The organism is Acidovorax sp. SUPP950 (assembly GCF_030158935.1).
Lineage (GTDB): Bacteria > Pseudomonadota > Gammaproteobacteria > Burkholderiales > Burkholderiaceae_C > Paracidovorax.
The window spans coordinates 213584-226908 of record NZ_BQXE01000001.1 but is presented as its reverse complement, the minus strand read 5'-3'; the positions used below and the strand labels follow the sequence as shown (position 1 = coordinate 226908).

Below are 13325 nucleotides of genomic sequence, written 5' to 3'. Positions count from 1 at the left end.
GCTGCCCCTCAAGGGGGCACATGCCTCCTTTGAGGCGGCTCGGCAGGAGGCATAAACATGGCATTGGTCAATATCCAGGTCCCGGACATCGGGGATTTCGACGAAGTGGGCGTGATCGAACTGCTGGTCAAGCCCGGCGACACGGTCAAGGCCGAGCAATCGCTCATCACGGTGGAATCGGACAAGGCCTCGATGGAAATCCCGTCGAGCCACGCCGGCGTGGTGAAGGAGCTGAAGGTCGCCGTGGGCGACAAGGTCAAGCAGGGCTCGGTCATCGTGGTGGTCGAAGCCACCGATGGGGCCGCTGCCGAGTCCAAGCCGGCCCCAGCGAAGGCCGAGGCCGGGCAGGGCGCTGCCCAATCGGCCGCACCCGCGCCCGCCCCAGCTGCGGCGCCTGCCGCCGCCCCGGCACCCGCTCCCGCCGCGTCGGGCCCGGTGGAAGTGCACGTGCCCGACATCGGCGACTTCAAGGACGTGGCCGTCATCGAACTGCTCGTCAAGGTGGGCGACACGGTCAAGGCCGAGCAGTCGCTGTTCACCGTCGAATCGGACAAGGCCTCGATGGAAATCCCGTCGCCCGCGGCCGGCGTGATCAAGGAACTCAAGGTCAAGATCGGCGACAAGCTCAACGTGGGCGATCTCGTGGCGATCATGGAAGGCGCCGCAGGTGCAGCCCCAGCGGCGGCGGTGGCCCCTGCGCCTGCTGCTGCGGCCCCCGCACCGCAGGCCGAGCCGAAAGCATCGGCCGCCGAAGAGGCTGTGCCCCAGGCCAGCGCCAAGCCGGCTGCAGCGCCCGCGCCGCACGCCCCGGGCGCCGCGCCCGTCGGCTTGCCGCACGCCAGCCCCTCGGTGCGCAAGTTCGCCCGCGAACTCGGCGTGCCACTCGAAGAGCTCAAGGGTTCCGGCCCCAAGGGCCGCATCACGCAGGACGACGTGCAGGCCTTCACCAAGCAGGTGATGAGCGGCGCCACCCAGACCAAGGCCCAGGCCGCCAAGGCCCCGGCCGGTGGTGGCGGCTCCGGTGCCGGGCTGGACCTGCTGCCCTGGCCGAAGGTGGACTTCGCCAAGTTCGGCACGGTGGAGCGCAAGGACCTGTCGCGCATCAAGAAGATCAGCGGCGCCAACCTGCACCGTAACTGGGTGATGATTCCCCACGTCACCAACAACGACGAGGCCGACATCACCGAGCTGGAAGCCTTCCGCGTCTCCACCAACAAGGAGAACGAGAAGTCCGGCGTGAAGGTGACCATGCTCGCCTTCGTCATCAAGGCCGTGGTGGCCGCGCTCAAGAAATTCCCCGAGTTCAACACCAGCCTGGACGGCGACACGCTCGTCTACAAGCAGTACTACCACGTCGGCTTCGCGGCGGACACGCCCAACGGCCTCGTGGTGCCGGTGCTGAAGGATGCCGACAAGAAGGGCATCCTCCAGATCAGCCAGGAAATGGGCGAACTGGCCAAAAAGGCCCGCGACGGCAAACTCGGCGCGGCCGACATGCAGGGTGGCTGCATGTCGATCAGCTCGCTGGGCGGCATTGGCGGCACGCACTTCACGCCCATCATCAACGCACCCGAAGTGGCCATCCTCGGCCTCTCCAAGGGCCAGATGAAGCCGGTGTGGGATGGCAAGGCCTTCGTGCCGCGCCTGGTGCTGCCGCTGTCGCTGTCGTACGACCACCGCGTGATCGACGGCGCCAGCGCCGCGCGCTTCAACGCCTACCTCGGCCAAGTGCTGGCGGACTACCGCCGCATCCTGCTGTAAAGGAGCATCCCCTATGGCAGTGATCGACATCAAGGTGCCCGACATCGGCGACTTCGCTGAAGTGGGCGTGATCGAAGTGCTGGTGAAGCCCGGCGACACCATCCAGGCCGAGCAGAGCCTGGTCACCGTGGAGTCCGACAAGGCATCGATGGAAATCCCGTCGAGCCATGCCGGCGTGGTGAAGGAGCTCAAGGTCAAGATCGGCGACAAGGTCGCGGAAGGCTCCGTGCTGCTCACGCTGGAGGCGTCCGACGCCGCCAGCGCGCCGGCCGCGGCGCCCGCGGCAGCGCCTGCGGCAGCTTCCGAGCCAAAACAGGCTCCAGCACAATCAACACTAGGGCATGGTGCTACAAAAAGCGTAGCAGCCGCTCCAGCGGCCAGCTACGGCGGCACGGTCGACCTGGATTGCGACGTGCTCGTGCTGGGCGGTGGCCCCGGCGGCTACAGCGCCGCGTTCCGTGCGGCCGACCTGGGCCTCAAGGTGATCGTGGTCGAGCGCTACGCCACCCTGGGCGGCGTCTGCCTGAACGTGGGCTGCATCCCGTCGAAGGCGCTGCTGCACGTGGCGGCGGTGATCGACGAGGTCAGCCACCTGAAGGCGGCGGGCATCGATTTCGGTGCGCCCAAGGTGGACATCGACACGCTGCGCGGCCACAAGGAAAAGGTCATCGGCAAGCTGACGGGCGGCCTCGCGGCCATGGCCAAGATGCGCAAGGTGACCACCGTGCGCGGCGTGGGCCAGTTCGTGGGTGCGAACCACCTCGAAGTGGAAGAGACCACGGGCGCCACGGGCCAGGAGAAGACGGGCAGCAAGAAGGTCATCGCCTTCAAGAACGCCGTCATCGCCGCCGGCTCGCAGGCCGTGCACCTGCCGTTCATGCCCAAGGACCCGCGCGTGGTGGACTCCACCGGCGCGCTGGAACTCAAGGCGGTTCCGAAGCGCATGCTGATCCTGGGCGGCGGCATCATCGGCCTGGAAATGGGCACCGTGTACAGCACCCTCGGCGCGCGCCTGGATGTGGTCGAGATGATGGACGGACTGATGCAGGGCGCCGACCGCGACCTCGTCAAGATCTGGCAGAAGATGAACGCCAAGCGCTTCGACAACATCATGCTCAACACCAAGACGGTGGGCGCCGAAGCCACGCCCGAGGGCATCAAGGTGACGTTCGCTGCAGCGCAAGAGGGCGGCACCGCGCCGGAACCCCAGGTGTACGACCTGGTGCTGCAGGCCGTGGGCCGCACGCCCAACGGCAAGAAGATCGGCGCCGACAAGGCCGGCGTGGCCGTCACCGACCGCGGCTTCATCGACGTGGACATCCAGATGCGCACCAACGTGCCGCACATCTTCGCCATCGGCGACATCGTGGGCCAGCCCATGCTGGCGCACAAGGCCGTGCACGAGGCGCACGTGGCGGCGGAAGTCATCGCCGGCGAACTGCAGGGCAACAAGGAGCTGGCCGCCGCCGCCTTCAACGCCCGCGTGATCCCGAGCGTGGCCTACACCGACCCCGAAGTGGCCTGGGTGGGCCTGACCGAAGACCAGGCCAAGGCGCAAGGCATCAAGGTCAAGAAGGGCCTGTTCCCCTGGACAGCCTCTGGCCGTGCCATCGCCAACGGCCGCGACGAAGGCGTGACCAAGCTGCTGTTCGACGATTCGCCCGAGGCCCATGGCCACGGCCGCATCCTGGGCGGCGGCATGGTCGGCACGCATGCGGGCGACATGATCGGCGAGATCGCCCTGGCGATCGAGATGGGCGCCGACGCGGTGGACATCGGCAAGACGATCCACCCGCACCCCACGCTGGGCGAGAGCATCGGCATGGCGGCGGAGATCGCGCACGGCTCCTGCACGGACGTGCCGCCGCAAAAGAAGTGAGTCCGGCGCCACTGTGCGGCGCCCTCATCACGCAAGGCAGCTTCGGCTGCCTTTTTTCATGGGCCGGAAGGTCGCGATTGGACGGGGCGTGGGCGCCGAGGGGACGCCAGCGGCGGCCTATCATGGGTCGAAGTTCGGGCCGGGCGCAACAATGCACTTGCCGCCACGCGCTGCGATGGACTCGAATCCACCACAGGAGACATTTCCCCATGCGATTGAAATTCTGCGCGCCGGCCGTTCTGCTGGCGCTGTCCAGCGCCGCCATGGCGGCCTGGCCCGAAAAGCCCATCACCCTGGTCGTGCCCTTCCCACCCGGCCAGGCCACCGACATCTTCGCCCGGGCGCTGGCCGAGAAGCTGGGCACCCGCCTGGGGCAGCCGCTGGTGGTGGACAACAAGGCCGGCGCGGGCAGCAACATCGGCACCGAGCAGGTGGTGCGCGCCAAGGCGGACGGCTACACGCTGGTGATGGCCGGCAGCGCGATGGCGGTGAACCAGACGCTGTACCGCAAGGTCAACTTCGATCCGCGCAAGGATCTGCAGGGCATCAGCCTCGTCGCCAAGGTGCCGCTGGTGTTCCTGGCGCACCCCCAGTCCGGCATCAAGTCCATGCAGGACCTGGTGGACAAGGCCCGGGCCGAGCCGGGCAAGCTGAGCTATGCCAGCGCGGGCATCGGCGGCACGCAGCACCTGAGCGGGGAAATGGTCAAGGCGCGTGCCAGGATCGAGATCGAACACATTCCCTACAAGGGCAGCGGGCCGGCGCAGGCCGACTTCATCGGCGGGCAGGTGCCCTTGATGGTGGATTCGGTGACGGCGGGCCTGGCCAACATCCAGGCGGGCAAGGCCGTTGCGCTGGGTGTCACCTCTGCCACGCGCTCCAGCCAGTTGCCGAACGTGCCAGCGATTGCCGAGACCGGCCTGCCGGAGTTCAAGGGCTTCGAAGCCGTGGGCTGGCTGGGCCTGATGGCACCCAAGGGCACGCCGCGTGCCATCGTGGACCGCCTGAACCACGAGGTGGTGGACATCCTCTCCAGCGCTGAGATGCAGAAGTTCATCCGCGACCGCGGCTCCGAGCCGTCGCCCAGCACGCCCGAGGCCATGGACCAGTTCGTCGCCCGCGAAATCGTGGAGTGGGGCAAGGCCGTGAAGCAATCCGGCGCGTCGGTGGACTGATCCGATGCGCTCGCGGGGCGGGCCGGGCAAGGGATGGCCAGGGTGAAAGCGTGAGCAGGCGGCCCTGCGCTTCGGAGTGGCGGCAGTTCGTTGGCGCACCGGCCCGCGAACGCGATGGGTGGGCACGCCAGGGATGGCGGTTGCTATGGAATTGGTAGCTGGTAGGTTCGGATCGGCAAGCGGCGGAGGGCTTTTCGCCCTGGTTTCTTTGCCACAATCGCACCATGCAACCCTTGCTTGACGCCATCGCCACGATGGCCCTCCCCACGGACGCCCAGCGCATCTTCCACGGACGCGGCGGCCGGTTTCCCGGCTGCGAACATTGGTCGCTGGATGCCTACCCGCCGGTCTTCGTGCTCACCAGCTTCCAGCCCGTGGCCGAAGAAGACCTCGCCACCGTCGGCGCCGCATTGCAAAGCCGATGGGAGGCGATCGCGCCGGGCGAGCCGCTGAACTGGGTGTTCCAGTGCCGCCACGAGCCACTGCGCTTGCAGGGCCGCGCAGAAACCAGGCTGATGGCAGGCGCCGTGCCGGACCCGCATGTGGTCACGGAGCAGGGCGCGCGCTTTCGCGTGCACGTGCTCAAGGGGCAGAACCACGGCCTGTTCCTGGACATGGCGGAAGGCCGGCGCTGGGTTCGGCAATGCGTCGCAGCGCACCAGGCACGCGAACCGCGCGGTGCCAAGGTGCTGAACCTGTTCGCCTACACCTGCGCGTTTTCGGTGGTGGCACTGCAGGCGGGCGCCCGGCAGGTGGTGAACGTGGACATGAGCCACGGCGCCATCGCCATCGGGCAGCAGAACCACCAGCTCAATGGACTGACCACGGGCGCAGGCTTTCTGGCCCATGACATCTTCAGCACCTGGGGCAAGATCACGCGCGGCGGCCCCTACGGCCTGGTGATCGTGGACCCGCCCAGCTACCAGAAGGGCAGCTTCGTCGCCACCAAGGACTACGCGCGGCTCATGCGGCGGCTGCCGGACCTGCTGGCGCCGGGCGGGCACGCGCTGCTGTGCCTGAATGCGCCGGAGCTGGGCCTGGATTTTCTGCAAGGGCAGATGCAGGCGCTGGCGCCCGACTTGGCGTTGGTGGAGCGGTTGGCCAACCCCGCAGTGTTCGCGGACGTGCAGGCGGAGCGGGCCCTGAAGGTGCTGGTGTACAAGGCGCCGGATTGAAGCCCGGTAGAAGGCCCATGCCCCTGCGCGGGTGGCCGAATCGCCTCGTGGGCGGGCCGCTTCAGCCGCCGCTCTGGATGTAGCGCGTGAGGCCCGCCGCCAACGCGGCGAAGGTGGCAGCGCAGCGCGGGCTCTCGCGCAGGTCCTCATGCATGGCGATCCAGGTGTCCAGCGCGGGCGAAAACGCCGGCTGCAGCACGCGCACCAGCGACCTGTCCCGGGCCGCCAACCCGACCTGGCAGGCGCCGATGCCGAAGCCTGCCCGGATCGCTGCCAGTTGCGCCAGATCGCTGTCTGCCCGAAACGCGAGCCCGGGGCGAGCGAACACCGGGAATTGCGCCTGCATCCTGCGCAGAAAAGGCGTCTCGTGGTCGAACCCGATCATCGCGTGGCCGGCCAGATCGTCCATCGACTTCGGCACGCCATGGGCCGCCAGATAGCGCTTGTGCGCATACAGCCCCAGTTCCACAGCGCCGATGCGCCTGGCCACCAGGGCCTCCTGCGTGGGCTGGAACATGCGCACGGCAATGTCGGCCTCCCGGTGCAGGAGGTCGTCCGCCGCATTCGACAGCACCAGCTCGATGGTCAGTTGCGGGTGTGCGCTGCGCAGGGCCGACAGGATCGGGGGCAGCACCTCGACCCCGACGATCTCGCTGGCCGTGAGGCGCACCGTGCCGCGCACGCCGGATCCATGGCTGCTGGCCACGCGGCGCAGCGCCGCCGCGGTGGACGCCAGGCCGGCCGCATAGGGTTGCAGTTCCAACGCGGCTTCGGTGGGCTTGAACCCATCGAACGAGCGCGTGAACAGCTTCAATGCCAGGGCGTTTTCCAGGCTGTCGACATGGCGGCCGACGGTGGGCTGCGTCAAGCCCATCGCCCGCGCGGCCGCTGACAGCGAACCGGTTTCCAGCACCTGCAGGAAGGTCCGGTACCACTCCCAACTCGGTTCGGGATCGGCCATGGTATGCATTGATGAATAGTGGGGATGCGATTTTAGGCAATTTTCTTTGACCCACTCCGCTCGCAAACTGCAGGCTCGCACCGCTGAAGTACCGGCGGTCCAGATTCAGCAGGACATCACCATGCCCCCCATCGCACTCTTCGGCGCCGCAGGCGCCATTGGACAAAGCATCGCCGCTGCGCTTCGCGCCAAAGGCCAGCCCTATCGCGTCGTCGGCCGGACCCGATCCAGCCTGAGCCAGGCTTTCGGCACCGATCCGCTGGCCGACATCATGACCTGGAATCCCGACGACCCGGCTTCGGTGCAAGCGGCCGCGTCGGGCGTGGAGACGCTGGTCTACATGGTGGGTGTGAACTACTGGCAGTTCGGGCTGCACCCGGACGTGATGCGCAAGACGCTGGCGGGCGCCATCGCGGCCGGCGTCCGGAACATCGTTCTCATCGGCACGGTGTATCCGTACGGCCGCCCGCGGACACAGCCGGTGCGCGAAGACCACCCCCGGGCGCCGCACACGTTCAAGGGCCGAATGCGCAAGGCACAGGAAGACTTGGTGATGCAAGCCCATGCCGAGGGCCGTATCCGCGCCACGGTGCTGCGCCTGCCGGATTTCTATGGCCCCGGCGTGCAGGCCAGCCTGCTGCATGGGGCTGCGCAGGCCGCCGTGCAGGGCGGCACCGCCGACATGGTGGGGCCCATCGACCGCCCGCACGAGTTCGTTTACGTGCCGGATGTGGGCCCGGTGGTCGTCCAGATGGCGAACACTCCTGCGGCATTCGGCAAGATCTGGAACCTGGGCGGAGCCGGCGTGACCACGCAGCGTGAAATGGTGTCCGAAATGGAGCGCCAGACCGGCAGGGTGCTCAAGCGCAGGGTGGTGGGCAAGACCATGCTGCGCCTGATCGGCCTGTTCAACCCGTTCATGCGCGAGATGGTGGAGATGCACTACCTGCTCACCGACCCGGTGCTCATGGACGACTCGGCCCTGCAGCAACTGCTGGGGCCGATCCACAAGACGCCTTATGCGCAAGGCATCCGGCAAACGCTGGCGGCCGCGGCAGGGCGCGGGGGCTGATGCCTGCATCTTTCATGCAGGGCATCCAAGCGGTTCAGAAGATGGCCTAGCCCTTGGCGTACAGCACATCCGACCGCAGCACGTGCTTGGTGCCTTCCACCAGCGTGCCGCCTTCGTGCCAGGTGTCGTGGATGAACACGAGGGCCGTACCTTGCCTGGGTTGTACCTGGAAGGTCTTGAAGTTGGTGGCGCCTCCCTCGAAGCCTTCGTTCAGGTACACCAGGAACGTGAGCGCGCTGCTCAGGCCGCCTTCATGCCATGGGCCGTCCTTGTGCATCTTGAACCGCTGGCCGGGCGCGTATTTGTAGAAGCGCAGGTCCTTGGGCAGGCCCGCCGCATGGGCACCCTCGATCTCCGGCAGTTCCAACTGCGACAGCCTGTGCCACAGCAGCGCCACCCAGTCAGGGCTTTCCACCATCGTGCGCTGGTTGTTTCGCACCTGGGGCAGGGGTCGGGGTCCACCGTGGGTGCGCACTTCCGCCGCGATGAAACCCGTGTCCTCAGCCAGCTGGATGAGTTGACCGCATTCGGCGGGCGTCAAAAACTGGGGGATGGTGAAAACGCGAGGACTCAGTGTCACCCGATGCATGGTTCGATCTCCGCCAAAAAAACGTCTGAAGCGCAGCCGAAGACCAGCGCGCAGACTGCGTGCTTCGATGGTCTCACAGTGCGTGGAGATGCCGGCTTTGGGCTACTGCACATGCCCATCCGCACTGGCGGCGATGCTGGCTTGCAGCTCGTCAAGGGCTGCGCTGAGCCGCTGCAGCGTCTGGGGGTTGTCCTCGGCCTGCGCCTGGTCCATGCCCGCTTCGACGACGGCTTGCGCGCGCTCCGCCAGGTCGCGCCACGCACCCGGCTCCAGCACGGCATGGGCAGCCTGAAGCCAATCGCAAGGGGGCGAATAGGCTGCCGACAGCTTGCGCACGGCGTTGAGCGCAAACGGCGGGCACAGGATGGCCTGCACCGCCACCGAGCGCGCGGTGTGCCGTGGCGTATGGCCGCGCCGCCCCTGCCGCAGGGCCAGCAGCGCGATCCAGAACGCAAACCCGTAGATCAGCGCGAGGCAGCCCAGTTGCGCGGCTTCGCTCGGCCAGAGGAACAGCGCCGCAGGCAGCAGCATGAACAAGGTGGCCCCGAGGCCATACAGCGGCCACGCGAAGCCAGCGAAACCCGTGGCGTGCTGGCGCAGGCCCTCGATCGCCCGCGCATCGCCCGGCAGGTGGACACGCTCCGCGTCCCACCGCAGGGTGTAGACGGGCTGGTGCGGCAGCAGCAAGGCAGGCCAGGCCAGGTAGGCCCAGCGGACCTCGAAACCCTGCGTCGCCAGCAGCCCGTGCCAAACCCGCCGGCCCCGGCGCAGCAAGCCGGCATCTGCGGCCAGCGGCACGCAGGCGTCATACGCGTAGAAGGCGCAGATGGCCAGCATCACCTGCGCTTCGGGGCCCAGCAGCGTGAACACGGGGTGTCAGAGGTTGGCGGCGAGGGGACCGTAGCGGGCGCGGTGCTCAGGCTTCCTTCTTGCCGCGGCCGAACAATTTGCCGATGGCACCGAAGACAGCGGCCACGCCGACGAGCAGGAACTTCCAGAACGCGGCGATGAAACCGCCGATGACCGTCCACAGACCCTTCTTGGACGCCACGGCCGCTGCGCCGCCCAGCACCAGCGCACCCAGGCCGATCTTGGCGAGCTTGTCGCCGTTCTTGAATTCGGCGTAGGTCTGGCCGCTGTTGTAGTTGAATCCGGTGAGCACCTGCTTGAACTGCTCGGTGTCCTTCGCGAGGTTTTCGGGATCGGACACGAGGATGGCGCTCATCACGCCGGTGCGGCCCAGGATGCGCGAGGTGTAGTTGATCGCCTGGTGGCCGCTTTCATCGCGAAGGCGCAGGCCCCATTCCAGGCGCTTGCTCTGCGCGTCGTAGTGCGGCTCGACCTGCCAGCCCTCGGTGTACAGGGCCTCCATGCCCAGCTTCTTGCGCTGCTGGTTGCCCTCTGCATCGGCCGCCTTGATGGACGACAGCAGTTCGGGGGCATTGATTTTCTCGTCGTCCTTGATGTAGCCGGTGTCGTCGAACGAGAACACCGCGAACCAGTCCAGCGAGCGCGGGGCGATCAGGTAATGGTTCGGCGTGGGCGGATTGCCATACAGCTGCAGCAGTTTGGCCGTGTCCTTGTCGTCCAAAAAGGCGTATCCCTTCGGGATCTTGACCGTGGCGTTGCTGCCGATTTCGCCCTGGCCCTGGTCGATCCAGTGCAGTGCCTTGACTTGCTCCGCGAGTTTTTCCTGGCGCTGCTGTGATTCCGGCGCCTGGGCCCAAAGGGCCATGGACATGCTGATGCCCAAGATGGCCGTAGCCAACGACTTGATCATTTCTTACCCTGTTATGAATTGGTTTTTGGAGTGTGCGCACAGGCCTTCCGCCCAGCCCGTGGCTGGAGCAGACACCTCTCCCGCCCGGCGCCACGGCAAATGTACCCGGTGCGCCGCACCAACCAACCGCACCGGACAGGGCACGAAGATGGCCATGATCCGGTCGGCATCGAAGGGTTGCGTCAGGGCGTTGTCGAAATCCGGAATGCCCTCGCGCTGCGCTGAGCCACTGCTGCAACGCCACTCGATCAGGCCAGCGGCAGAGGGGGCATTTCATTCGGCACGAGGTCAAGAATGACTACATCGAAATGGCCGCAGGGCGCCTGCGGCAGCCCCCGCCGGCCATCGTAAGCTGGCCTGCGCGGACCGAACAGGATTTCAAATCATCGGCGGTTCGCAGAGCAGGCCTGCGCAGTCACGGTGCCCATCGACACCACCCCGCGCTCGGCTTCATCTTGTCTCGGTAACCACCACGTTACTTATCGTTAAGGCCGATAGGAGTATTGCCATGCGCCTTGCGCAGTTCATTCGCCACGCTCGGGAAGAAATCCTCGCCGAGTCATTTGCCTACGCGACCCGCATCCCCGCGCTGCAGGGCTCGGCTGCAAGCGTCTTGCGCAATCACCTTCCGCTGGTGCTGGACGCCATCGCACTGGACCTGGAGCAGCCGCAAAGCCGGGAGCAGTCCATCGACAAATCCCTGGGGCATGCCGCGCCCCCTGCCGAGGAGTCCGCCGCGCAGTCCCATGGCACGCTGCGGGCCCGCATCGGACTGGACATAGAGCAGCTGGTGGCGGAGTACCGCGTGATTCGCTCCTGCGTGCTGCGCCTGTGGATGGAATCCGGCCAGCCGACCGCCTTCGCGATGGACGACACGGTGCGCTTCAACGAAGCCATCGACCAGGCGGTCGCGGAGTCGGTGGCGTTCCATGCGGCTGAGGTCGCCAAGTGGCGGCATATCTTTCTCGGCGTGCTGGGCCACGACCTGCGTGGTCCCCTGAACGCCATGCTGCTGACCGCGCAATTGCTGGAGCGGGTCGGGAGCCAGAACCCTGAGCAGGCGACCTATCTGGTCGGCGCATTGCTGCGCAATGGCCGCCACCTGAATGTGCTGCTCGACTCACTGCTGGAATACAACAAGGCCACGCTGGGCGTGGGCACGCCGCTGCATCGCCAGGCGGTCGACTTGGGCGCGGCCTGCCAGGAAGAATTAGAGATGCTGCAGCAGGCTTTTCCCAAGCGCCGGATTCGCTGGCAGATCACGGGTGATGCCCGGGGCGACTTCGACCCGTCGCGTGTGCGGCAGGCGGTCTCCAACCTGGTATCGAACGCAGCCCAGCACAGTCCGGAGGGCAGCGAAGTCGCCGTGATCGTCGTAGGGCAAGCGGCAGCGGTGGAGATCACCACGGAGAACCTGTCCGATCCAATTGCCCCGGAAGTGCTCGATACCTTGTTCGACCCCTTGCGACGCAACGCCAGCCCTTCAGGGGCTTCGTCGGGGCACCTGGGCCTGGGCTTGTTCATCGTGCGGGAGATTGCCAAGGCGCACCAGGGCGAGGTGACCGCCTCGACGGCGGACGGCGTCATCCGGTTCAAGATGGTGTTGCCAAAATCTTCGAAGGCGGCCTGAGGCCCCTGCGCGCGCGCTACCCGGTCGCAGTAGCGCGCGCTTTGGTGCTATGGGGTGGGCCCAATGGCCAACGCCAGTTGGTCGATGGCGCGGTCGATGATTGCCTGCCGTTCCTCTTCGGCAAAGGCCTGCAGGAAGCCTGCAGTTCCTTCGATCAACAGGTAGGAAAGGCCGTGGACAAGGCCCCAACTGGAAGCCACTGCCGTGGCCGCCTCGACAGGCGAGGCTGCGGGCCCCAGCGCAGCCTCGATGCATGACCGCAGCAGCGCCAGCGGGTTGGCAGGGCCTTGGGGTGCGCATTCCGTCGGCTCCTGGGGAAGGCGCTGGCCGAAGAACATCAGCCTGAAAAGCTGCGGATGGGCCCGCGCAAACATGACGTAGGCCCTTCCAGAGGATGCCAATCGCGCTTGGGGACCAGGTTTGCCTTGCGCCATTTCGCGCTCCATCGCCTCCGACAACTGGTCAAAGCCCCGATGCGCCAGTGCGGACAGCAGGGCTTCGGTGTTCGGGAAGTGGTGTGCGGGCGCCGCGTGGCTGACTCCCGCGCGCCGTGCCGTGCCGCGCAGCGAAAAGCCCGCAATGCCCTTGTCGTCGAGTTCGGCTGCGGCCGCATCGAGCAATGCGGCACGCAGATCGCCGTGGTGATAGCCGCGCGGCGCTGGCAGCGGGGCCGGGGCGGGCCGGGTGCGTCGCTTCGCCGTGGCAACTGCGGGTGTCTTGCTGGTGGGCATGTCTTGCTTGTCCAAAAAACGTCAGGCGTGAAAAAAACAGAGTTTATCTAGACGCTGTATAAATTAATGTTTACAGTGCCTAGATTCAATGCTTTTAACCGAATCCATCTGAAGCCTGCCATGACACTGGACTCCATTTTTTCAATCTCCTCCGGGCTGGCTCTGCTGGGCTGGATGGTCCTGGTGGCCAGCCCGGTCATGCCCCGATGGTCGAACCGCCTGGCGGTCTGGGTGATTCCTTCGCTGCTTGCCACGCTCTATACAGCGCTCATGCTGGCGCATTTCGCCGCAGCGCAGGGCGGCTTTTCTTCGCTCGATGACGTGGCGCGCCTGTTCGCTTCCAGGCCGGTGCTGCTGGCGGGTTGGTTGCATTACCTTGCCTTCGATCTGGCCATCGGTGCGTGGGAAGTGCGGGATGCGCGCCGACGATCGGTCAGGTTCTGGCTCGTCCTGCCCTGCCTGGCGGCCACCTTTCTGTTCGGCCCGGCCGGCTTTCTCCTGTACCTGATCGTGCGCAGCACCGCGCCACGGCGCCAGACCGAGGCAGGCTGACGTGTCCGATACAAGCACCA

The 13325-nt window shown here is 66.7% G+C and carries 12 protein-coding genes; 7 read left to right on the top strand and 5 right to left on the bottom strand.

What is annotated here, in order from left to right; translation table 11 throughout:
* Nucleotides 1-57 precede the first annotated feature (57 nt).
* The 4 genes from aceF to AVME950_RS01090 all read left to right on the top strand — a co-directional run bounded on the left by aceF (nucleotide 58) and on the right by AVME950_RS01090 (nucleotide 5990).
* The gene (gene aceF / locus AVME950_RS01105; protein ID WP_284428436.1) at nucleotides 58-1761 is read left to right on the top strand and encodes a dihydrolipoyllysine-residue acetyltransferase; all 1704 of its coding nucleotides are present in this window, start codon (nucleotides 58-60) and stop codon (nucleotides 1759-1761) included.
* A gap of 13 nt (nucleotides 1762-1774) precedes the next feature.
* A complete protein-coding gene (gene lpdA, locus AVME950_RS01100; protein WP_284428435.1) occupies nucleotides 1775-3640 on the top strand; it encodes a dihydrolipoyl dehydrogenase in 1866 nt (621 codons plus the stop codon).
* 209 nt (nucleotides 3641-3849) lie between these two features.
* On the top strand, nucleotides 3850-4815 hold the full coding sequence (locus tag AVME950_RS01095; RefSeq protein ID WP_284428434.1) for a tripartite tricarboxylate transporter substrate binding protein: 966 nt from the start codon (nucleotides 3850-3852) through the stop codon (nucleotides 4813-4815).
* Nucleotides 4816-5039: 224 nt separating this feature from the next.
* Nucleotides 5040-5990, top strand: coding sequence for a class I SAM-dependent methyltransferase (locus AVME950_RS01090; RefSeq protein ID WP_284428433.1), 951 nt, complete (start codon nucleotides 5040-5042; stop codon nucleotides 5988-5990).
* Between the two features lie 61 nt (nucleotides 5991-6051).
* Here AVME950_RS01090 and AVME950_RS01085 read toward each other — a convergent pair whose 3' ends face one another.
* Complete coding sequence (locus AVME950_RS01085; RefSeq protein ID WP_284428432.1) at nucleotides 6052-6951, bottom strand: LysR family transcriptional regulator; 900 nt, start codon at nucleotides 6949-6951, stop codon at nucleotides 6052-6054.
* Nucleotides 6952-7072: 121 nt separating this feature from the next.
* On the opposite strand from AVME950_RS01085, the gene AVME950_RS01080 reads away from it, so the two are divergent.
* Nucleotides 7073-8023 carry an NAD-dependent epimerase/dehydratase family protein gene (locus AVME950_RS01080; protein ID WP_284428431.1) on the top strand — a complete coding sequence of 317 codons (951 nt, stop codon included), beginning with the start codon at nucleotides 7073-7075 and terminating at the stop codon, nucleotides 8021-8023.
* A gap of 46 nt (nucleotides 8024-8069) precedes the next feature.
* Here AVME950_RS01080 and AVME950_RS01075 read toward each other — a convergent pair whose 3' ends face one another.
* From AVME950_RS01075 to AVME950_RS01065, 3 genes are all read right to left on the bottom strand, one after another.
* The gene (locus AVME950_RS01075; RefSeq protein WP_284428430.1) at nucleotides 8070-8564 is read right to left on the bottom strand and encodes a 2OG-Fe(II) oxygenase; all 495 of its coding nucleotides are present in this window, start codon (nucleotides 8562-8564) and stop codon (nucleotides 8070-8072) included.
* Between the two features lie 150 nt (nucleotides 8565-8714).
* Nucleotides 8715-9482 carry a hypothetical protein gene (locus tag AVME950_RS01070; RefSeq protein WP_284428429.1) on the bottom strand — a complete coding sequence of 256 codons (768 nt, stop codon included), beginning with the start codon at nucleotides 9480-9482 and terminating at the stop codon, nucleotides 8715-8717.
* Nucleotides 9483-9528: 46 nt separating this feature from the next.
* Entirely contained in the window at nucleotides 9529-10353 is an 825-nt protein-coding gene (locus tag AVME950_RS01065; RefSeq protein ID WP_284428428.1) for a DUF2167 domain-containing protein, read from the bottom strand.
* A gap of 547 nt (nucleotides 10354-10900) precedes the next feature.
* Here AVME950_RS01065 and AVME950_RS01060 point away from each other — a divergent pair.
* Entirely contained in the window at nucleotides 10901-12022 is a 1122-nt protein-coding gene (locus AVME950_RS01060) for a sensor histidine kinase (RefSeq protein WP_284428427.1), read from the top strand.
* A gap of 47 nt (nucleotides 12023-12069) precedes the next feature.
* Here AVME950_RS01060 and AVME950_RS01055 read toward each other — a convergent pair whose 3' ends face one another.
* The gene (locus tag AVME950_RS01055) at nucleotides 12070-12753 is read right to left on the bottom strand and encodes a TetR/AcrR family transcriptional regulator (RefSeq protein ID WP_284428426.1); all 684 of its coding nucleotides are present in this window, start codon (nucleotides 12751-12753) and stop codon (nucleotides 12070-12072) included.
* Nucleotides 12754-12873: 120 nt separating this feature from the next.
* Between AVME950_RS01055 and AVME950_RS01050 the strand changes: the two genes are divergently transcribed.
* The gene (locus tag AVME950_RS01050) at nucleotides 12874-13305 is read left to right on the top strand and encodes an ABA4-like family protein (RefSeq protein WP_284428425.1); all 432 of its coding nucleotides are present in this window, start codon (nucleotides 12874-12876) and stop codon (nucleotides 13303-13305) included.
* The last annotated feature ends 20 nt before the right edge of the window (nucleotides 13306-13325 follow it).